Source organism: Compostimonas suwonensis (assembly GCF_002797855.1).
GTDB lineage: Bacteria > Actinomycetota > Actinomycetes > Actinomycetales > Microbacteriaceae > Compostimonas > Compostimonas suwonensis.
Genome location: NZ_PGFB01000006.1, coordinates 96,681 through 116,606 on the forward strand (window position 1 = coordinate 96,681; position 19,926 = coordinate 116,606).

At 70.3% G+C, this 19,926-nt stretch carries 18 protein-coding genes; 5 read left to right on the forward strand and 13 right to left on the reverse strand.

What is annotated here, in order from left to right; translation table 11 throughout:
• Positions 1-36: 36 nt before the first annotated feature.
• The 4 genes from CLV54_RS15985 to CLV54_RS16000 form a co-directional block, all read right to left on the reverse strand.
• Entirely contained in the window at positions 37-2,187 is a 2,151-nt protein-coding gene (locus CLV54_RS15985) for a 3-hydroxyacyl-CoA dehydrogenase NAD-binding domain-containing protein (protein ID WP_100346061.1), read from the reverse strand.
• A 5-nt stretch (positions 2,188-2,192) separates the two neighbouring features.
• Positions 2,193-3,389, reverse strand: a complete 1,197-nt coding sequence (locus tag CLV54_RS15990; RefSeq protein ID WP_100346003.1) for a thiolase family protein — start codon at positions 3,387-3,389, stop codon at positions 2,193-2,195.
• Positions 3,390-3,462: 73 nt separating this feature from the next.
• Positions 3,463-4,644 carry an HRDC domain-containing protein gene (locus tag CLV54_RS15995; RefSeq protein WP_245861782.1) on the reverse strand — a complete coding sequence of 394 codons (1,182 nt, stop codon included), beginning with the start codon at positions 4,642-4,644 and terminating at the stop codon, positions 3,463-3,465.
• A 22-nt stretch (positions 4,645-4,666) separates the two neighbouring features.
• Positions 4,667-5,263 (reverse strand): DUF3000 domain-containing protein, encoded by a 597-nt coding sequence (locus CLV54_RS16000; RefSeq protein WP_100346005.1) that lies wholly within the window; start codon positions 5,261-5,263, stop codon positions 4,667-4,669.
• 149 nt (positions 5,264-5,412) lie between these two features.
• Here CLV54_RS16000 and CLV54_RS16005 point away from each other — a divergent pair, with 149 nt between their 5' ends.
• A complete protein-coding gene (locus CLV54_RS16005) occupies positions 5,413-6,636 on the forward strand; it encodes an alpha/beta hydrolase family protein (protein WP_157803032.1) in 1,224 nt (407 codons plus the stop codon).
• A gap of 4 nt (positions 6,637-6,640) precedes the next feature.
• On the opposite strand, the gene CLV54_RS16010 is transcribed toward CLV54_RS16005, so the two are convergent.
• Positions 6,641-7,075 (reverse strand): SufE family protein, encoded by a 435-nt coding sequence (locus CLV54_RS16010; protein WP_100346007.1) that lies wholly within the window; start codon positions 7,073-7,075, stop codon positions 6,641-6,643.
• 172 nt (positions 7,076-7,247) lie between these two features.
• On the reverse strand, positions 7,248-8,147 hold the full coding sequence (locus CLV54_RS16015) for a sulfurtransferase (RefSeq protein WP_100346008.1): 900 nt from the start codon (positions 8,145-8,147) through the stop codon (positions 7,248-7,250).
• A gap of 146 nt (positions 8,148-8,293) precedes the next feature.
• On the opposite strand from CLV54_RS16015, the gene zapE reads away from it, so the two are divergent.
• From zapE to CLV54_RS18045, 4 genes are all read left to right on the forward strand, one after another.
• A complete protein-coding gene (zapE, locus tag CLV54_RS16020; RefSeq protein WP_100346009.1) occupies positions 8,294-9,331 on the forward strand; it encodes a cell division protein ZapE in 1,038 nt (345 codons plus the stop codon).
• A gap of 247 nt (positions 9,332-9,578) precedes the next feature.
• The gene (locus CLV54_RS16025; protein WP_100346010.1) at positions 9,579-10,826 is read left to right on the forward strand and encodes an ammonium transporter; all 1,248 of its coding nucleotides are present in this window, start codon (positions 9,579-9,581) and stop codon (positions 10,824-10,826) included.
• Positions 10,827-11,019: 193 nt separating this feature from the next.
• Entirely contained in the window at positions 11,020-12,084 is a 1,065-nt protein-coding gene (locus CLV54_RS18040; RefSeq protein WP_245861783.1) for a hypothetical protein, read from the forward strand.
• 23 nt (positions 12,085-12,107) lie between these two features.
• Entirely contained in the window at positions 12,108-12,665 is a 558-nt protein-coding gene (locus CLV54_RS18045) for a type II toxin-antitoxin system PemK/MazF family toxin (protein ID WP_245861784.1), read from the forward strand.
• Between the two features lie 164 nt (positions 12,666-12,829).
• On the opposite strand, the gene leuD is transcribed toward CLV54_RS18045, so the two are convergent.
• The 7 genes from leuD to CLV54_RS16065 form a co-directional block, all read right to left on the reverse strand.
• A complete protein-coding gene (gene leuD, locus CLV54_RS16035) occupies positions 12,830-13,429 on the reverse strand; it encodes a 3-isopropylmalate dehydratase small subunit (RefSeq protein ID WP_100346063.1) in 600 nt (199 codons plus the stop codon).
• Between the two features lie 2 nt (positions 13,430-13,431).
• Positions 13,432-14,859, reverse strand: coding sequence for a 3-isopropylmalate dehydratase large subunit (leuC, locus tag CLV54_RS16040; RefSeq protein ID WP_100346011.1), 1,428 nt, complete (start codon positions 14,857-14,859; stop codon positions 13,432-13,434).
• A gap of 17 nt (positions 14,860-14,876) precedes the next feature.
• Entirely contained in the window at positions 14,877-16,358 is a 1,482-nt protein-coding gene (locus CLV54_RS16045) for an aldehyde dehydrogenase family protein (protein WP_100346012.1), read from the reverse strand.
• Between the two features lie 86 nt (positions 16,359-16,444).
• Positions 16,445-17,125: a bifunctional 4-hydroxy-2-oxoglutarate aldolase/2-dehydro-3-deoxy-phosphogluconate aldolase gene (locus CLV54_RS16050; protein ID WP_100346013.1), complete on the reverse strand. Its 681-nt coding sequence runs from the start codon at positions 17,123-17,125 to the stop codon at positions 16,445-16,447.
• Positions 17,122-18,138, reverse strand: coding sequence for a sugar kinase (locus CLV54_RS16055; RefSeq protein WP_157803033.1), 1,017 nt, complete (start codon positions 18,136-18,138; stop codon positions 17,122-17,124). Before CLV54_RS16055 ends, CLV54_RS16050 begins: the two co-directional genes overlap by 4 nt.
• Positions 18,135-18,896: an SDR family oxidoreductase gene (locus CLV54_RS16060; protein WP_100346015.1), complete on the reverse strand. Its 762-nt coding sequence runs from the start codon at positions 18,894-18,896 to the stop codon at positions 18,135-18,137. The genes CLV54_RS16055 and CLV54_RS16060 overlap by 4 nt, the downstream gene beginning before the upstream one ends.
• A complete protein-coding gene (locus CLV54_RS16065) occupies positions 18,889-19,905 on the reverse strand; it encodes a zinc-dependent alcohol dehydrogenase (RefSeq protein ID WP_100346016.1) in 1,017 nt (338 codons plus the stop codon). The genes CLV54_RS16060 and CLV54_RS16065 overlap by 8 nt, the downstream gene beginning before the upstream one ends.
• Positions 19,906-19,926 lie beyond the last annotated feature (21 nt).

A 19,926-nucleotide genomic window follows, 5' to 3' on the forward strand; every position in this document is an offset into this window, starting at 1 on the left:
GCAGAGGGAGGAGAGCGGGAGGATGGGGCGAGGGAGCTAGTCCGTGCCGCGGATGACCGGGTGGTGGAAGGTGTCGCCGAAGACCCGCTCGCTCGCTCCGACGCGATCGAGGTAGGGCGTGGCACCGCCCATCTGGAACGGCCAGCCGGCTCCGAGGATCATGCACAGGTCGATGTCCTCGGGGCCGTGCACGACCTCGTCGTCGAGCATGCGCTTGATCTCGTCGGCCAGGCCGTCTTCGACCCGGCGCAGGAACTCCTCGGCGGTGATCGGCGTCGTGCCGCCGGAGACGAGCTTGACGGCCCCCTTGTCGAAGCCCTTGACCCGTCCCTTCGAGTCGCGCTCGAGCACGTGGCCGTAGTCGGCGAGCTTGTGCAGCGCCGGGCTCCCGTAGAAGCGGTCGGGGAACGCGGCGTGATGGGTGTCGAGCACGTGGGCGCCGACCGTGAGCCCCACGAGCTCGAGGAGCTCGAACGGGGTCATCGGCAGCCCGAACGGGGCGATCGCGCCGTCCACGACCTCGAAGGGGGTGCCGGTCTCGACCGCGTGCATCGCCTCGCCGAGCAGCTTGGCGAGGATGCGGTTGACGACGAAGCCCGGGGTGTCGCGGGTGATGACGGCGTTCTTGCGCAGCTTCGCGGCCGTGACCATCGCGGTCGAGAGCGTCGCCTCGTCGGTGTGCGGTGTGTGAACGACCTCGATGAGAGGCATCACGGCGACGGGGTTGAAGAAGTGGAAGCCCACGAGGCGCTCGGGGTGCTCGAGCTTCGCGCCGATCTGCTCGACCGAGAGCGAAGAGGTGTTGGTGGCGAGCACCGCCTCCGGCGAGATGTGCTTCTCGATCTCGGCGAAGACGTCCTGCTTCACCCCGAGCTCCTCGAAGACGGCCTCGATGACCCAGTCGGCGTCGGCGAAGAGCGCCTTGTCGGTCGTGCCGGTCACGAGGGCCTTCAGCCGGTTCGCCTCGTCGGGTGAGATGCGGCCCTTGCCGAGAAGAGCGCCGATCTCGTCGTGGATGTAGGCGACGCCCTTGTCGACGCGAGCCTGGTCGAGGTCGGTGATGACCACGGGAACGCGCAGCCGGCGCACGAAGAGCAGGGCGAATTGGCTCGCCATGAGCCCGGCGCCGATGACGCCGACCTTCGTGACGGGCTTCGCGAGCGCTTTGTCGGGGGCCCCGGCCGGCCGCTTCGCGCGCTTCTGCACGAGGTTGAAGGCGTAGATGCTGGCCCGGAACTGGTCGCCCGAGATGAGGTCGGCGAGCACCTCGTCTTCCCGGGCGAAGCCCTCGGCCTTCGTGCCGCTCTTGGCGGCCTTGAGGAGCTCGAGGGCGGCGTAGGGCGAGCGGGCGACCGTGCCGATCCGGCTCTCGAGCGTCTTGCGGGCGATCGAGATCGCGGCGTCCCACTTGACCGCGCGCTCGAGCTTTCCCGGTGCGTTCGGGCGCTTGACCGTGACCGCGCCGGAGAGGACCCCGTCGGCCCAGCGGATCGAGTCCTCGAGGAAGTTCACGGAGTCGAACATCGCGTCGGCCATGCCGAGCTCGAAGGCTTGCGGCCCCGTGAGCATCCGGTTGTTCTTGAGCGGGTTCTCGACGACGACCTTGAGGGCGTTCTCGATGCCGATGAGGTTCGGCAGCAGGTAGGCGCCGCCCCAGCCCGGGATGATGCCGAGGAACACCTCGGGCAGCGCGATCGCGGGGGTCGAGGCATCCACGGTTCGGTAGTCGGCGTTGAGGCCGATCTCGACGCCGCCGCCGAGCGCGAGGCCGTTTATGAAGACGAAGGAGGGCACTCCGAACTCGGCCTGCTTGCCGAGCACGAAGTGACCCAGCTGTGCCATCTGCTTGGCGGTCTCGCGGTTCGGGATCTCGCTGACCTTGCTGAGGTCGGCGCCGGCCGCGAGGATGAACGGCTTGCCCGTCACGGCGACGCCGTGGATCTCGCCGCGGCCCGCGCGCTCGCGCAGGGCGTCGAAGGTCGCGCCGAGCTCGAGGAGCGTCGCCGGCCCCAGGGTGTTGGGGCGCGTGTGGTCCTTGCCGTTGTCGAGGGTCACGAGCGCGAGGGTCCTGCCCCCGGAGAGCGGGATGTCGCGCACGAAGGAGTGCGTGACGACCTCGTCGTCGGCGAGCGCCGCGAGGGCGCTGAAGTCGATGGTCGCGTAGTGGCTGGTCGCAGTGTCGGTCATCGCGGTCACGCCTTCCCGTTCCAGTTGGGGTTCTCCCAGACGACGCTTCCGCCCTGGCCGAGGCCGATGCACATGGCCGTGAGGCCGTAGCGCACCTCGGGGTGCTCGCCGAACTGGCGGGCGAGCTGGTTCATGAGCCGGACGCCCGATGAGGCGAGCGGGTGGCCGATCGCGATCGCGCCGCCGTACTCGTTGACCCGGGGATCGTCGTCGTCGATGCCGAAGTGATCGAGGAAGGAGAGCACCTGAACGGCGAAGGCCTCGTTGAGTTCGAAGAGCCCGATGTCGTCGATGCCGAGGCCCGCCTTGCGGAGCGCCTTCTCGGTGGAGGGCACGGGCCCGATGCCCATGATCTCGGGCTCGACGCCCGCGAAGGCGAAGCTCACGAGACGCATCTTGGCGGTCAGCCCGAGCTCGGAGGCGGTCTCGGCGCTCGCGAGCAGAGCGGCCGTCGCGCCGTCGTTGAGGCCGGAGGAGTTGCCCGCGGTCACCCTGCCGTGGGGGCGGAAGGGCGTGCGCAACCCCGCGAGGCCCTCCATGGTCGTGTCGGGGCGGGGCGCCTCATCCTTCGTGGCCAGGCCCCAGCCGGACTCGCTGCGGATGGCGACCGGGATCAGGTCGGGCTGGATCGCGCCGGCCGCGTACGCGGCGGCGACCTTCTGCTGACTGCGCAGGGCGAAGCGGTCTGAGCGCTCCTTCGTGAGCTGCGGGAAGCGGTCGTGGATGCGCTCGGCGGTCGCGCCCATGACGAGCGCGTCTTCGCCCACGAGCTTCTCGGCGAGGAACCGGGGGTTCGGGTCGGCCCCGAAGCCCATCGGATGCCGGCCCATGTGCTCGACGCCGCCCGCGATCGCGAGATCGTAGGCGCCGAAGCCGATCGCCGACCCCATGGTCGTGACGGCCGTCATGGCGCCCGCGCACATCCTGTCGATCGCGAAGCCGGGCACCGACTGCGGCAGACCGGCCAGGAGCGCCGCCGTGCGGCCGAGGGTCAGACCCTGGTCGCCCTGCTGGGTGGTCGCCGCGATGGCCACGTCGTCGATGCGGTCGTGGGGGACGTTCGGGTTTCTCTCGAGGAGCCCGATCATGGCCTTCACCACGAGATCGTCTGCTCGAGTATTCCAATACATGCCTTTTTCGCCGGCCCGCCCGAACGGGGTGCGAACCCCGTCGACGAAGACAACGTCAGCTCTTTCGGCCACTCTGCCACCAACCCTTCGATCAGCTATCGATCCTATGGTCGGCACCCTGGGCGGGAGAATCCTTTGACTGTTCCTACGAAGCGGATTCTGGGCTCGGCACGGGCGATTGGCGGGCTTCTACAAAGGCCTCCGCGATGAGCTCCGCGGTCGCCTCGCGCTGCCACGGGCGGGCGCCGAGCTCCTCGAGCCGTGCGGAGATCGTCTGCACGTCGAGCTCCTCGGGCGGCGTCCAGGCGATGCGCCGCAGCGTGTCGGGCGTCAGCAGGTTCTCGACGGGCATGGTGAGCTCCTCCGCCCGCTCGAGGATGGCCTGCCGGGCGGCCTTGAGCCGCACATCCGCCTCCGGGTTCTTGTCGGACCAGCTGCGCGGCGGCGGCAGGGTGTCGCCGTTGCTGCGGACCACGGGCAGGTCGTCGGTGGTGCGGCCGGTCTCGATCGCCGCCCACCACCGATCGATCTCGGAGCGGCTCGCGCGGCCGGTGAACTCGCGCAACGCGCCCAGCTCGCGCTTCGTCGGAGGAAGGGCCTTCGCCGCCGCGACGAGCGATGCGTCGGGCACGAGGCGCCCCGGCGACACGTCGAGCTCTTGGGCGAGCGCGTCACGGGCCAGCCACAGCTCACGGGCGGCCGCCAGATTGCGGATGCCGCGGATGGAATGTATCCCCGAGAGCCTCCGCCACGGGTCCTGACGCACGACGCGCAGCTCCTTCGCGAGCACGGCGTCGAACTCCTGCTGGGCGATGCCGGACTTGCCCGCCTCGCTCAGCAGCTGGTCGATGCTGTCGCGGAGGTCGACGAGCAGCTCGACGTCGAGCGCCGCGTAGCTCAGCCACGACTGGGGGAGCGGGCGGGTCGACCAGTCGGCGGCCGAGTGCTCCTTCGCGAGATGGATGCCGAGCAGCTCCTCGACGACGACGCCGAGGCCGACCCGGGGGATGCCGAGCAGGCGGGCCGCGAGCTCGGTGTCGAAGATCCGGGTCGGATCGAGCCCGACCTCGCGCAGGCAGGTGAGATCCTGGCTCGCCGCGTGCAGCACCCACTCCTCGCCGGCGATCACGTCGTTGAGCTCGTCGAAGCGCCCGACGGCCGGGGGGTCGAAGAGGAAGGTGCCGGCATCCCGCCGGAACATCTGGATGAGGTAGGCGCGCTGCGAGTAGCGGAAGCCCGAGGCGCGCTCGGCGTCGACCGCGATGGGTCCCTGGCCCGCCGCGATCGCCTTCACCGCCTCGAGGTAGTCCTCGCGGGTTTCGATCACAGTATGGTCAGCGAGAGTCGGGTCAGCCACGTTGATTCCGTTTTGTCTGGAGCAGGCTGACTCCGTCGCTCACGGGCGGCAGACCGGCGAGCATGCAGAGCAGTTCGCCCCACCCCTCGACGTGTGCTGCGATCTCGTGATCGAGCGGAGACCAGGAGGCGCGCAGTTCGATCTGCGCACCGTCACCCTGCCGGGCGAGCTCGCCGAAACCGGTCGAGATGATCTTGGTCGCGGTTCCGGATGCCGCGGTGTACCGCGCCCCGCGAGTGTCGAGTGCGTCGACCAGCCACGACCACGCCACGTCGGCGAGGAAGGGATCGAGTCCGATGTCGGTCTCGAGGGGCGCTTGGGCGAAGCACACGATGCGGAAAGGCCCGCCCCAGGCCTCGGGTTCGTCGGAGTCGTAGAGCAGCACGAAGCGCCCCGTTCCGAGCTCGGAGTCGGCGGAGTGGCGTGCGGGGGAGACGTCGGCCGCGAGCGCGGTCGCGTGCGGGGCCAGGCTCGTGGGGGCGGCGATGTCGTGGATCACGAGTTCGGCACGCGTCGAGGCCCGTGCGATGGAATCCAGCGCAGCCTGGAACTCCGGGGGAGTCCGGGGTGCGGTGGCGGATGCTGACACCCCTGAAGACTAGAGTTTTCTGCGGGCAGTTGTGTGCAGGCACGCCGTCGTGCACGGCCGAGAGCGGCGACTGCGGGAACGACTCGGGGAACGAGTGCGGGAACGACTCGGGGAACGGCTGCGGGAACGGTCCCGCGAAGGGGGATGGCGTGGTGCGACGGCGATCGGCTCGTGAGCGTGCGTACTGGAGGGTCCCCCGCGCGGTCGGGGTGGCGCTGGCGGCCCTGGCCGGGATCGTGGGGGTGCTCGCCCTCGTGGTCGCGGCCGCGGCATCCGTCTCGGTGTACTTCGCCCGCGCCGTGGTGACCCCGCCGCGGCGACGCTCGGAGGACACCCGGGTGCTGGGCATCGACGCGGGCGCCCACGAGATCGTGCTCACGGCGTCGGCCGACGCGCGCGTGCCCGGCGTGTACAGCTACTGGTTCGCGCAGGGCAGGGGGCACGCTCGGGTGGGGGACATCCTCTCGTCGCAGTCGAACAGGGTCACCCGCGAGCTGCTGGGAGTCGACTCCGGCGAGCTCGCCGTGGGTGTGCAGGGGCGGTTCAGCGGCTGGGTCTACCTGAACCCGCGCGACCTCGGGCTTCCCGTCGACGACGTCGAGATCGAGACGCCTCTCGGCCCGGCGCCCGCCTGGCTCGTGCCCTCCGCCGAGGGGGGAGACCACTGGGTCGTCATCGTGCACGGTCGGGCGGTGACGCGCGCGGAGGGCATCCGGGCCGTGCCCGTGTTCCGGGAGAAGGGCTACACGAGCCTGCTCGTGTCGTACCGCAACGACGGCGACGCGCCCTCGAGCGGCGACCGCCGCTACGGCCTGGGCGACACCGAGTGGCAGGACGTCGAGGCCGCCGTCGACTTCGCGGTCGCCCACGGCGCCCGGCACGTGATCCTCATGGGCTGGTCGATGGGCGGCGCGATCGTGCTGCAGACCGTCACGCGCTCGTCGCGGATGGGTGTCGTCGAGGGGCTCGTCCTGGAGTCGCCCGTGATCGACTGGGTGAGCACCCTCGACTTCCAGGGAACCGGCTACCGTCTGCCCTGGCTCGTGAAGGAGAGCACCCTCGAGCTGCTCTCGCACCGGCACGGCGGCCTCGCCACGGGTCTCGCGGCGCCGATCGACCTCAAGCGCCTCGACTTCGTGAGCCGCGCGGGGGAGCTCACGCTGCCCGTCCTCCTGATGCACAGCGACGACGACGGCTACGTGCCCTCCGACGCCTCGAGGGCGCTCGCGGCCGAACGCCCCGACATCGTGACCTTCGACCCGTGGTCGGTCGCCCGGCACACCAAGCTCTGGAACTACGACCGCGAGCACTGGAACGGGTCGATCGCCTCGTGGCTCGAGCGGTTCGCGCAGGGCGAGCCCGAACGGGGATAGCCCGCTACATCCGTTCGCGCACCTGGCGCTTGGCGCGGCCGAGCAGCGCCGTCATGCCGCGGATGCGCAGCGGCGAGACGGCCTCCATGAGCCCGATCGTCTGCGGGAAGTCGTCGGGCACAGCGAGCACCTCCTCGGCGGTGAGACCGGCGAGGCCCTGCACGAGGATCGAGGCGAAGCCGCGCGTCGTCGGCGACTCGCGCGGGGCGGTCGCGTAGAGGTGCACAACACGGTCGTCGTCGACCTCGACGAAGATGAAGACGGGCGACTGGCACTCGACGACCCGCTCGAAGAGGTCGGGGTGGTCGCGGTAGCGCTCCGGCAGCTCGGGCAGCTCGTTCGAGAACTCGAGGAGCAGCTGGAGGCGGTCGGGCAGCTCGAGGGCGAGGAAGTCGTCCCTGATCTCCGCCAAGGCTGGTGCAAGGGTCGTGTCGCTCATCTCATCGATTATCCCACCTCCGGCCGCGACGGGGCAGGTCTGAGCAGACGCGGTCTGAGCAGACAGTGAGCAGACGCTGAGACGACACTGAGACGACGGATGCCGGCCCCCGCCCTCGAGGGGCGTGCGACCGGCATCCGCTGATCTGCTCTGAACTGGTCTGAGGCTCGGGCTAGCGGGCCGGCACCTCGCCGGGCTCGGAGCCCTTCACGATGGGAACGCGCACGGCGCTGCCCCACTCGGTCCACGAGCCGTCGTAGTTGCGCACGCCCTCGAAGCCGAGCAGGTGGGTGAGCACGAACCAGGTGTGGCTCGACCGCTCGCCGATGCGGCACAGCACCACGACGTCGTCGCCGTCGGCGAGGCCGGCGCCGTCGCGGTAGATCGCGTTGAGCTCGTCGAGGCCGCGGAAGGTGCCGTCCTCGGCCGCGGCCTTCGCCCACGGCACGTTCTGCGAGCTCGGGATGTGCCCGGCGCGCAGGGTGCCCTCTTCGGGATAGGCGGGCGCGGTCGTGCGCTCGCCGCTGTACTCCTCGGGGGAGCGCACGTCGATGAGCGGCTTGCCCAGGTGGGCGAGCACGTCGTCTTTGAAGGCGCGGATGGCGGTGTCGTCGCGCTCGACGACCGGGTACTCCACGGCGGCCGGGGTCGAGGCCTCCGTCGTGATCGCGCGGCCGTCGGCGATCCACTTGTCGCGCCCGCCGTCGAGCAGCCGCACGTCGTCGTGGCCGAAGAGGGTGAAGACCCAGAGCGCGTAAGCCGCCCACCAGTTGTTCTTGTCGCCGTAGATCACCACGGTCGTGTCGCGGGCGATGCCCTTCGAGCCGAGCAGGGCGGCGAAGCGCGCGCCGTCGATGTAGTCGCGCTCGACGGGGTCGTTGAGGTCGGTGTGCCAGTCGATCTTGACGGCGCCGGGAATGTGCCCGGTCTCGTAGAGCAGCACGTCTTCGTCGGACTCGACGACGACCAGTCCCGGTTCGCCGAGGTGTTTCTCGAGCCACTCCGCGGTGACCAGCCGCTCGGGGTGAGCGTATTCGGCGAACTTGGCGGCTGAGTCGTTGTCGACGGCCATGGATACCTCCTCGTGCGCCCTCTCGGGCGTGAAACATGGGACCTGCGGCGGATTAGGCTTGTATCCTCATCCACCCTCGAATCTACGCGGCATGCGCACGCGCACGCACGCGATTCGTAAGACAGAGACACACAAGGCAGCCAGGAATGACGTCAGAGCAGTCCGGAACGATCCTCAGCCTCTCGAGCGTGACGCCGACCATCACCGGTGCGGAGATCGCGGCCGAGCTGCAGCCGCCCCGGCAGTTCGAGACCGCGAGCTTCGAGTCGTACCGCCCGGATGCCGCGTACCCCACGCAGGCCGGAGCCGTCGAGTCCCTGCGGGCCTTCGCGGGCGCCTGGGGTGTCGCAGGCGCGGCCCGGCAGCCCTTCTTCTCGCGCAGGAAGAAGGCCGTGGCGAAGCCGGGCGTCTACCTCGACGGCGGGTTCGGCGTCGGCAAGACCCACCTCCTCGCCGCCCTGTGGCACGTCGCACCCGGCCGCAAGTACTTCGGCACCTTCATCGAGTACACGGCGCTCGTCGGCGCGCTCGGCTACGCGGCCGCCGTCGAGTCGCTCAAGGGCGCGACCCTGATCTGCATCGACGAGTTCGAGCTCGACGACCCGGGCGACACCATGATGATGACCCGGTTGCTGTCGGAGCTCGTCGCCTCGGGCACCCGCATCGCCGCGACATCCAACACCCCTCCGAACTCTCTCGGCGAGGGGCGGTTCGCGGCGGCCGACTTCCTGCGCGAGATCCAGGCGCTCTCCGCCCACTTCGAGACGATCCGCATCGACGGGGTCGACTACCGGCAGCGGGATTCGAGCGGGCACGCCCTCTCGACGGATGCCGCGGGGCTCGACTCCGAGGTGGCCCGGCTGGTCGCGGCCGGCCGAGCCGTCACGGTCGACGCCTTCGGCAGCCTGATCGCGCACCTCGCGAGCGTGCACCCTTCGCGCTACATCAAGATGATCCGCGGTGTCGACGCGATCGCCCTCTCGGACGTCTACGAGCTGACGAGCCAGACCGATGCCCTGCGCTTCGTCGCGTTCATCGACCGTGTCTACGACGCGCAGATCCCGGTTCTCGCCTCGGGCCTCCCGCTCGACGAGGTCTTCGCCGCCGACATGCTCGGCGGGGGTTACCGCAAGAAGTACCTCAGGGCGCGGTCGCGTCTCATCGCCCTCACCGCCGAGCAGTAGCGCATCGGACCTCGCGGGGCCAGGGTCTCCACGGCTTCTTCGACGTGTTGCGAAGCAAACCCGAAGCCGTGCGAAACACGGTATTTACACTGGCGCTCTCTGCGTAACAGAACCGAAACACAGAACTTGAACTCCCGAAACCTCGCGCCACGAAACTGTTGGCGTACCCGGAGTTAGGCCCCGACCAGTGGTGGTCTTCGCACAGCGGTGCAATTCTGTGCTCGGTTCGAGAGAGGTAATTATCAATATGGACCCGACAATCGAAGACGTCGCCGGCAACGTGGACAGCCTCTGGCTCCTTGTGGCGGCGGCCCTCGTCCTCCTGATGACCCCCGGTGTGGCCTTCTTCTACGGCGGCATGGTCAAGGCCAAGAGCGTCGTCAGCATGATGATGATGAGCTTCGGCGCCATGGCCCTCGTGGGTGTGCTCTGGGTGCTCTACGGCTACAGCATGGCCTTCGGAGACCCGGTCATCCCGGGCCTGCTCGGCGACCCGTTCCAGTACTTCGGCCTCACGCCCTTCCTGGGCATCACCGACGGCGGCGCGATGGACCCGGATCTGGGCGGACTCGCGTTCGCGGGCTTCCAGGCGACCTTCGCGATCATCACGGTGGCGCTCATCTCCGGTGCGATCGCCGACCGCGCCAAGTTCGGCGCCTGGCTCGTCTTCGCCGGCGTCTGGGTCACGGTCGTCTACTTCCCCGTCGCGTTCTGGGTCTTCAACCTGGCCGAGGGCTGGGCTCCCGTCTGGGGCGTCAACGACTTCGCCGGTGGCACCGCGGTGCACATCAACGCGGGTGCCGCGGGTCTCGCCCTCGCACTCGTGCTCGGCAAGCGCGTCGGATTCCAGAAGGGCATCCAGAAGCCGCACAACGTGCCGCTCACGCTCCTCGGCGCCTCGCTCCTGTGGTTCGGCTGGTTCGGCTTCAACGCCGGCTCCGAGGCCGCGGTCGACGGTGTCGCGGCAGTCGCCTGGATCAACACGCTCGCCGCTCCGGCCGCGGCCATCCTCGGCTGGCTCATCGTCGAGAAGCTTCGCGACGGCAAGCCCACCTCGATCGGTGCGGCCTCGGGTGCGGTCACGGGCCTCGTCGCGATCACCCCGGCCTGTAACATCCTGACCCCGGGCTGGGCGATCGTGCTCGGCGTGCTCGCCGGTGTCATCTGCGCCCTCGCGGTCGACCTGAAGTTCAAGCTCGGCTTCGACGACTCGCTCGACGTCGTGGGCATCCACCTCGTCGGCGGCCTCATCGGTACCCTCTACATCGGCATCTTCGGCGCCGGCATCGGCCTGCTCGACACCGGCTCGTTCGAGCAGCTCGGCAAGCAGGCGGCCGCCGCCTTCGGCGTGATGATCTACTCCTTCGTGCTCGCCTGGGTCATCGGCTTCATCATCCAGAAGACCATGGGCTTCCGGATCAAGAACGAGGACGAGGTCGCCGGAGTCGACACCGTCGTGCACGGCGAAGAGGGCTACGCGCTCGAGACCGTCTAGCGACACCCGGCACGACCACACAGCACGACCAACACAGCGCAGCACAGGTGAGGCCCCGCCGATTCGGCGGGGCCTTTCCCGTCGTCGGAGGTGGTGCGGGCGTGCAGCTGCACGGATCGGGGGTTGCATAGGCTGGGGAGTCGCGGCGCATCCGCCGCATCCGCCGCATCCGCACGCACCGATCGAGGAGTGCATGGCCCCCTCTCCGCTCCGCCGCCTGAGCCCCGCCCTCCTCGCGGCGGCGCTGGCACTCCTCATCGGCACGGCGGGGTGCGCGTCCGCTCCGCCGACGGTCCCGAGCGAGACTCCGGCCGTCGTGCCCTCCGCGACGCCGACCGAGGCCCCCGTGCCTCCGCCTCCCTCGAGCGCTTTCCCCGGCCTGGGCTGCGAACTGCTCGCGAGTCCGGCGGTGGTCGCGGGTCTGCTCGGCGACGAGGCGTCCCTGCGCCCGGCGGAGGGCGCGGACGTCGCGATCGCGCAGGAGGGCGGCCTCGCCTGCACCTGGAGCGTCTCCGGGCCGCTTCACGCCACCGATCTGCTCCTCGAGGCGGCGGAGAGCCCGGCTCTGCAGCTCCGGGTGCTCCCGCACGGCTCCGAGTTCTGGGACGCGTTCAACAGCGGGACGGGCCACCTCGACTGGCCCGACGACATCGGGGACACGTACGGAGCCGAGTGCGCCTCCGAGGCGGGGCGATGCTCGCTGAGCGTGCTCGACGGAGAGATGTTCGTCGAGGTCGCGACGGTCGGGCTCGAGGCAGGCGACGGCGAGCTGGAGCGCCTGCGCGGCTTCGCCGCCTCCGTGCTCGACGTCGCACATGCCCATCTCGTGCCGGGCGAGGAGCCGTCGCGCCCGATAGCGCCGCCCATGGCGCAGCGCTGCTGGAACGCGCTGTCCTCCGAGGGGACGAGCGATCCGCTGACGCGCCCGTACGGGCTGAGCGGCAACACGGCGGCGCTCACCGCCTGGGAGCTGACCCGCGCGACGGTGTGCACGCGGGGGGAGCTCGTGTTCGCGATCGTTCCCGGCGCGGCCTGGGTGTTCGGGCCGGAGGCGTCCGTCCGCCCGGCCGGTGCCGGCATCCCGGCCGCGGGAGGGCGCCCGGAGTCGTTCGCGAGCACACCCGACGAGCTCGGCAGGCAGCTGCTGGAGTTCCGCGTCGGCGACGACTGGGTGGGCATCTGGTCGCGGACGAGCACCTCGGCGGCCGTGAGGGACGAGCTGGCCGCGACGCTCGTGCGGGCGGCCTCGGAGTCGTGACGGCATCCGCTATCGTGCCTTCTGTGTCTCTGACGTCTCGGATCGCCCGCTCTGTCGCCTCGCTGTTCCGCTCCCCGCGTCGCGGAGGCGCGACGACGGCGCCGCCCCGCCCTTCGGCCGGCACACGTTCGCCGGGCCCGCTCGTCGCCGGGAGCTCGCCCGGGCAGTCGGGCCCCTCGGCGACGATCGAGGTCGATCCGGCGAGGATCGGGAGGGTGCGGATGAGCTACGCACCCGTGACCGACGGCGATCCGGACCCCGGCGAGATCGTCTGGACCTGGGTGCCCTACGAGGAGCGCGACGGCCGGGGCAAGGACCGGCCCGTGCTCGTCGTCGCCACGGAGCGCGCGGGCACCCTGCTCGCGGTCGCCCTCACGAGCAAGCCGCACTCGGGCGACGGCGACTTCGTGCCCATCGGAGCGGGAGGCTGGGACTCCCAGGGACGGCCCAGCTGGGTCAACCTCGACCGGGTCTTCCGGGTGCACCCGGCCGGCATGCGCCGCGAGGCGGCGCTGCTCGCGCGCAAGCCCTACGAGGGCGTGGAGGTGCGGCTGCGGGCGCGCTACGGCTGGTCGGTCTGAGCAGATTCAGCGCTTGACGGTCGCCTGCGCGGTTTCACGGAGCCTGGCGGCGTGATCGACGAGTGTCCGGGTATGGGCTTCGCGAACCGCGGCAGTCCCGTATTGGTATCCATTGGTATCCGGACTTACACGCGTGTAGACGGATTCCCAGTTGAGATCAAAGGTCAGGGCACCACCGGCTTGAGGGTGGGGCGACGGGACTCGAATGCGGCGATCTCGGCCTCGTTCTGCAGCGTCACGGCGACCTCGTCGAGTCCGTTGAGAAGGCGGTAGCGTGTGTGGTCCGGGATGTCGAAGCTCACGACGGGCGCCTCGTCGCACTCGCCGACACGGATCGACCTGCTCTCCAGATCCACGCGGAACCGGATGCCGGGCTCCGCCTCCGCCGCGCTCATCAGGAGCTCGACGTCGTCGTCGGCGACGAGCGCCGCGACGAGCCCCGCCTTGCCCGAGTTCGAGCGGAAGATGTCCCCGAACTTCGACGAGATGACGACCCGGAAACCGTAGTTCTGCAGGGCCCACACCGCCTGCTCCCGTGAGGAGCCGATGCCGAAGTCCGATCCGGCGACGAGCACGGAGCCCGCCCGGTACGGCTCCTGGTTGAGCACGAACGACGGATCCTCGCGCCAGGACGCGAAGAGCGCGTCCTCGTAGCCGTCGCGGGTGATCCGCTTGAGGAACTTCGCGGAGATCACCTGGTCGGTGTCGACGTTCGAGCGGCGCAGCGGCACGGCGATCCCCGTGTGCGAGACGAAGGGTTCCACGGTCATCGCCCCCGTCCTGCGCCGACGAGCGCGTCCTCGAGGTCGGCGGGCTCGGCGAGACGGCCGAGCACGCCGGTCGCCGCCGCGACCTGCGGAGAGACGAGGTGGGTGCGCGCGCCCTTGCCCTGACGGCCCTCGAAATTGCGATTCGACGTGGAGGCGCAACGCTGGCCGGGGGAGAGCGAGTCGGCGTTCATTCCGAGGCACATCGAGCACCCGGCCCCGCGCCACTCCGCGCCCGCATCCAGGAAGACCCGGTCGAGACCCTCGGCCTCGGCCTGGATCCGCACCTGGACGGAGCCCGGGACCACGAGCATCCTCGTCGTCGGGGCGATCCGCCGCCCGCGCAGCACCTCGGCCGCGGCGCGGAGGTCGTCGATCCGCGCGTTGGTGCACGAGCCGATGAACACGACGTCGATCCCGATCGACTTCATGGGCGTGCCCGGAGCGAGGTCCATGTAACCGAGCGCTCGCTCGGCCGCGCCCCGCTGCTCCTCGATGAGGTCGTCGGGGAACGGCACGCTGCCGTCGAGCGGCACGCCCTGGCCGGGATTCGTGCCCCAGGTCACGAACGGCCGCACGCGCGAGGCGTCGAGCACGACGGTCTTGTCGAAGACCGCGTCGTCGTCGCTCGCGAAGCCCATCCAGTAGTCGACGGCGCGCTCCCACTCCTCGCCGTCGGGTACCGCCGCGCGTCCGCGGAGATAGTCGAGCGTCGTCTGATCCGGCGCCATGAGGCCGGCCTTCGCGCCCCACTCGATCGACATGTTGCAGATCGTCATCCTCTGCTCCATCGTCATGGCCCGGACGGCCTCGCCGCGGTACTCCACGATGTAGCCCTGCCCGCCGCCGACCGTCTCCTGGCTGATGAGGGCGAGGATGACGTCTTTCGCGGTGACGCCGGGCGAGAGGGCCCCCGAGATCTCGACGGCCATGAGCTTCGGCCGCAGCTGAGGGATCGTCTGCGTGGCGAGCACGTGCTCGACCTCCGAGGTGCCGATGCCGAAGGCGAGCGCGCCGAAGGCGCCGTGCGTCGCGGTGTGGGAGTCGCCGCAGACGATGAGCGTTCCCGGCTGGGTGATGCCGAGCTCCGGGCCGATCACGTGGACGATGCCCTGGTGCTCGCTGCCGAGCGAGAAGAGCTCGATGCCGAACTCCGCGCAGTTGTCGCGCAGCGCCGCGACCTGGTCACGGGCGAGCGGGTCGTCTCCGATGCGGTCGAGGTTCACCGTGGGGATCACGTGGTCCTCTGTCGCGAGGGTGAGATCCGGGCGCCGCACGCCGTGTTCCGACATCCGCAGCCCGTCGAACGCCTGGGCGCTGCTCGCCTCGTGCACCAGGTGCAGGTCGGCGTAGAGCAGGTCGGGCTCGTCGTCCCCCTGGCGGACGACGTGCTCGTTCCAGATCTTCTCCACCATCGTCGTGCCCATGATCGCGCTCCGTCCGCTCAGAGTCTCACGTTGACGGCCTTGAGCTGCGCGTAGCTCAGCAGCTCCTCGACCGATTCCTCGCGCCCGACGCCCGAGTCCTTGAACCCGCCGAACGGCACGCCGATGAAGTGCGTCGAGGCGTCGTTGATCCAGACGTGCCCCGACTCGATGCGGTGCACCATCCGCTGCGCCTTCCAGAAGTCGCTGCTGCACACTGAGCCCGTGAGCCCGTAGCGCAGGGAGTTCACCTGGTCGATCATCTCCTCCTCGTCGTGCCAGCGGATGGCGGCCAGGACCGGCCCGAAGACCTCCTCGGTCGCCAGTCGCGATGTCGGTGAGACGTGATCGAAGATCGTGGGGCGCACGAAGTAGCCGGACTCGTCGTCCACCGCGGTGCCGCCGGCGACGAGGGTCGCGCCCTCCGACGTCGCGATCTCGATGTACCCGAGGGCCTTGTCGAACTGCGCCCTCGTCGCCATCGAGCCCATGGCCGTCTCCGGGTCGAAGGGGGAGCCGATCCGCAGCTCGGCGACTTTCGCAGCGACCTTCGCGACGAGCTCGTCCGCGATGTCGTCGTGCGCGAAGAGCCGCGTCGTCGAGCCGCAGGACTGGCTCTGCCAGCCGGAGAAGTTCATGCCGCGCACGACGATGTCGGCCGCGACGTCGAGATCCATGTCGGGGTAGACGATGACGGCGTTCTTGCCGCCGAGCTCGAGCGAGATGTTCTTGACCGCGACCTCCGCGGCATCGCGCTGGATCGACATTCCCGTCGCCGGGCTGCCGATGAAGCCGATGCGCCGGATGTCGGGATGCCGCACGATCGCACGCGACGTCTCGATGCCCTTGCTCACGACAACGCTGAAGAGGCCTTTCGGCAGGAGGTCCTTGATGAGCTCGCCGACCCAGAGAGCCGTGAGCGGCGAGGCGTCGGAGGGCTTGAAGATGAGAGCGTTGCCGGCCACGAGCGGGGCGGCGATCTTCATCGTCGCGTACAGGGTCGGGTGGTTGAAGGCGACGATGCGTGCGGTCACCCCGTACGGCTCGTAGCGGGTGTAGTTGAAATGCGTGGAGCCGGCCGGGATGACCTCGCCGCCGAGGCTCATCGCGTGGTCGGCCATGTACTCGAGGGAGCCGATGCCCATGTCGGCGTCGCCGAGCATCGACGAGACCGTGTTGCCGACGTCGATCGCGTCGAGCACGGCCAGCTCCTCCCTGTGCTCGCGGAGCACCCGCCCGATGTCGCGCACGATGGCGCCGCGCTCGCGCACGGGAACCTCGCGCCAGACGCGGTAGGCGTCCTTCGCGGCGGCGACCGCGTCGTCCACATCGCTCGTCTGCGCGTCCGGCACGCTGCAGAACGTCGAGCGGGTCAGGGGCGACTCGTTCTCGTACGTCGCGCCTCCCGCCGCGTCACGCAGCTCGCCTCCGATGAGCAGTTTCCAGTCGTGGGTCCTCGCCCATTCGAGGTCGCCGGCCTGTGCCGCTTCGATCACGTTCATCTCTTCGCCTTCCGATTGCGTTCGTGCGGCTCCGCTGCCGCAGTGTCGTGTGTCTTTGTGTGTGTCCGGGTGTCCGGGTGTGCCGGTCAGTCGCCGAGCAGGTGCCCGGCGCGCGACCAGTCGTCGATCCGCGTCCCCATGCCGATGACGCGCGCACCGGCGGCGAGGAAGGCGGGGGAGTTGTCGAGGTCCATGCCGCCCGTCGTGATCCACTTCGGCCAGGGGAACGGCCCCCTCATCGCCTGGAACCAGGCGGTGCCGAGCTCGCGGGAGGGGAACGCCTTGAGCCAGGTGTGGCCGAGGGCCTCCGCCGCGGTGATCTCGCTCGCCGTGCCGACCCCCGGCATGTGCGGCAGGGCGATCTCTCGGCAGGCGCGCGAGACGTCGGCGCTGAGCCCCGGCGCGACCGTGAAGGCGGCCCCGAGCTCCGCGACGATCGGCACCTGCGCCACGCGGTAGATGCTTCCCGCGCCGACCGTCGCCGAGCGGCCGCGCGCCGCGGCGACGACCGCCTCGAGCGCGTCGAGGTGCGAGCGCTCCGCGACGGTCACCTCGACGGCTCTGACCCCGTGGTCCCAGGCGTCCTCGGCCCGGCGCACGGCGTCGTCGGGGGCGAGGCCGCGCAGGATCAGCATGACCTTGGTGGGGCCGAAGAGGTTCTCGAAGAACTGGTCCTCGAGCGAGTCCCGTGTGTTCGCATAGTCGACGGTCGCGTCGACGTCCGTGTGGATACCCGTGTCGATTCCCGTGCCGGTCTTCGCTGTCATGCCGTCTGCTCCCTCACTTTTCCGTAGGCGAGCGCTGCGCTCGCCCATTCCGCCTCCGGCACCTCGAGCTGGGCGTCGAGCCACGCCGACGAGGGCGGCTCTGCCGCGTCCTCGTGCACGGTGAGCGCCGTCGCCGCGAGCAGATGCCCGAGCCGCAGGCGCTCCGCCTCGCCCCGGCCGTCCAGCAGGCTCTTCAGATAGCCGGCCGCGAACGCGTCGCCCGCGCCGACCGGCTCGACGACATCGACGGCAAGGCTCGGCACGAAGGTCTCGCGGCCCGAGCTCAGCGCATAGGCGCCGACCGCGCCGTCCTTCACGACGACCGTGCGCGCTCGCGGCAGCATCTCGCGCACCTCGCGCGGCGTCGCGCAGCCCCAGAGGTGATGAGCCTCGTCCATGCCCACGAAGACGAGATCCGAGGCATCCGCGAGTCGTCGCAGCACGGGGGCGGCGACGTCGACCGGCCACAGCCCGGGTCGGTAGTTGACGTCGAAGCTCACGAGCTCCGCCCCGGTCTCGCGGCCGAGCACGGCGGCCTCGACAGCGGCGTTCGCGCTCTCGGAGAGGGCCGGGGTGATGCCGGTGAGGTGCAGCACCGCGGCCGAGCGGAGCCGCTCGTCCTGCCACAGGGCGGGGTCGATGAGGCGGGCTGCCGATCCCTGCCGGTAGTAGTAGACGGCCGTCGACTCGGCGCCCGGGTCTTTGAGGTACAGACCGGTCTGCGCGACGTCGCGCCACGAGATCGCAGAGACGTCGACCCCCGAGCCCGCGAGCTCCGTGGCGATGCGCCGCCCGAGCGGGTCGTTGCGCATGACGCTCGCCCAGCGCACGGGAACCCCGAGCCTCGCCAGGTAGAGCGCGACGTTCGACTCCGCGCCGCCGATGTACGAGTCGAAGCGCCGTGTCGCGGCGAGGGTCGAGCCCTCCTCCGGCACGAGCATGATCATGGTCTCGCCGACGGCCACGACGTGCGCGGCGTTCGGCGGGAGGGCGCCGCCCGCTCCGATGCTCATCGGCTGAGCCATCCGCCGTCGACGGCGATGTGCGTGCCCGTCACGTAGCCCGAGGCGCGGGAGGCGAGGAAGACCGCTGCGCCGACGAGGTCGTCGGGTGTGCCCCAGCGGCCCATCGGGATCCGCTCCTCGATCGACCGGCGACGCGCCTCGTCGGTGGTGAGCGGCAGGGTATTGTCGGTAGCGATGTAGCCGGGCACGATCGCGTTGACCGTCACGCCGTGGGGCGCCCACTCGTTCGCGAGCGCGTGGGTGAGGCCGAGGATCCCGGACTTCGCCGCCGTGTAGCTCACGACGTTGATGCCGCCCTGGAAGCTCAGCAGCGAGGCGGTGAAGATCACCCTGCCGTGGCCGCGCTCCACCATCCCCGCGCCGAGCGCGCGGGTGATGCGGAAGTGCGAGGTCAGGTCGACCGCGAGCGTCGTGTCCCACTGCTCGTCGCTGTGCTGCAGGGCGGGAGCCCGCGCGATCATCCCCGCGTTGTTGACGAGGATGTCTGGGGCGCCCGTGTCGGCGAGCACCGCCTCGATGAAGGCGTCGACGTTCGCGCGCTGCGAGAGGTCGAGCGAATGCCCGCGGAACGTGCGCCCGAGCCCCGTGATCTCGGTGCCGAGCCCGTCGAGGGTCGCGGCGTCGGTCGCGGTCGCCACGACGTCGGCGCCCGCGGACGCGAGCCCCAGGGCGATGCTGCGCCCGATTCCGCGGGACGCGCCTGTGACGAGGGCGGTCGAGCCGGTCAGATCGAAGAGATCAGTCATTGCAGGCCACCAGCACCTTCATGACGTCCTCCTTGGCGAAGAGCGCGTCGACGGCCGACTGCGCCTGTGCGAGCGGCACGATCCGCGAGATGAGGGCGTCGGCGGGAACGACGCCCTGGGCCAGAAGCTCGGCGGCCCGCTCGAAGTCGCCTCTGACGTACAGCCGCGAGCCGACGAGTGTGAGCTCCCGCCAGAAGAACTGGTGCAGATCGACCGACCGCGGCTGGGTGTGCACCGCGACGAGACCCAGCGTGCCGCGTACCTTGATCGCGTCGATCGCGGTCGCGATCCCCGCCTCGGCCCCGGACACCTCGAAGGCCACATCGGCCCCCGCGCCTCCCGTGCGCTCCCAGACGAGGGCCTTCACGTCGACCTCGCGCGGATCGAGCACCTCGAAGCCGAGGTCGCGCAGGACCGATTGACGGAAGGGATCGAGCTCGACCACGAGCACCGTCGCCCCCTCGTGTCTCGCGACGACGGCGATCAGCGCGCCGATGGGCCCGCCGCCGACGACGAGCGCGACGTCGCCGGCCGTGAGGCCTGCGCGGCGCACGTCGTGCACGGCCACGGCGGTCGGCTCGACGAGCGCGCCGTGCCGCTCCGGCACGGAGGGGTCGATGGGCACGATCAGGCTCGCGTCGACGACCATCTCCTGCTGGAGGGCGCCGGGCCCGTCGATGCCGAGGAAGACGAGCCGCTGGCAGATGTGCCCGTTGCCGGCGAGGCAGGCCGGGCACTGCCCGCAGGGGACGAGCGGGAAGAACGCAACGTGCGCGCCGAGCTCGACGTCCACGTCCGCGCCTTTCGCCACGACGATCCCGGACGCCTCGTGCCCGATCACCCGGCGCGGCCCCGTTCTGTGGTCCATCGCCCCGTGCAGCAGGTGCAGGTCGGTTCCGCAGATCCCCACGTGGGAGACCCGGATGACGACCTGCCCGGCAGCCGGGACGGGGGGCTCGCCCTCCATGATCTCGAGCGCGGCACCGCGCACGTACTCCGCCTTCAGCATGATTCTCCTGTCAGATATGAA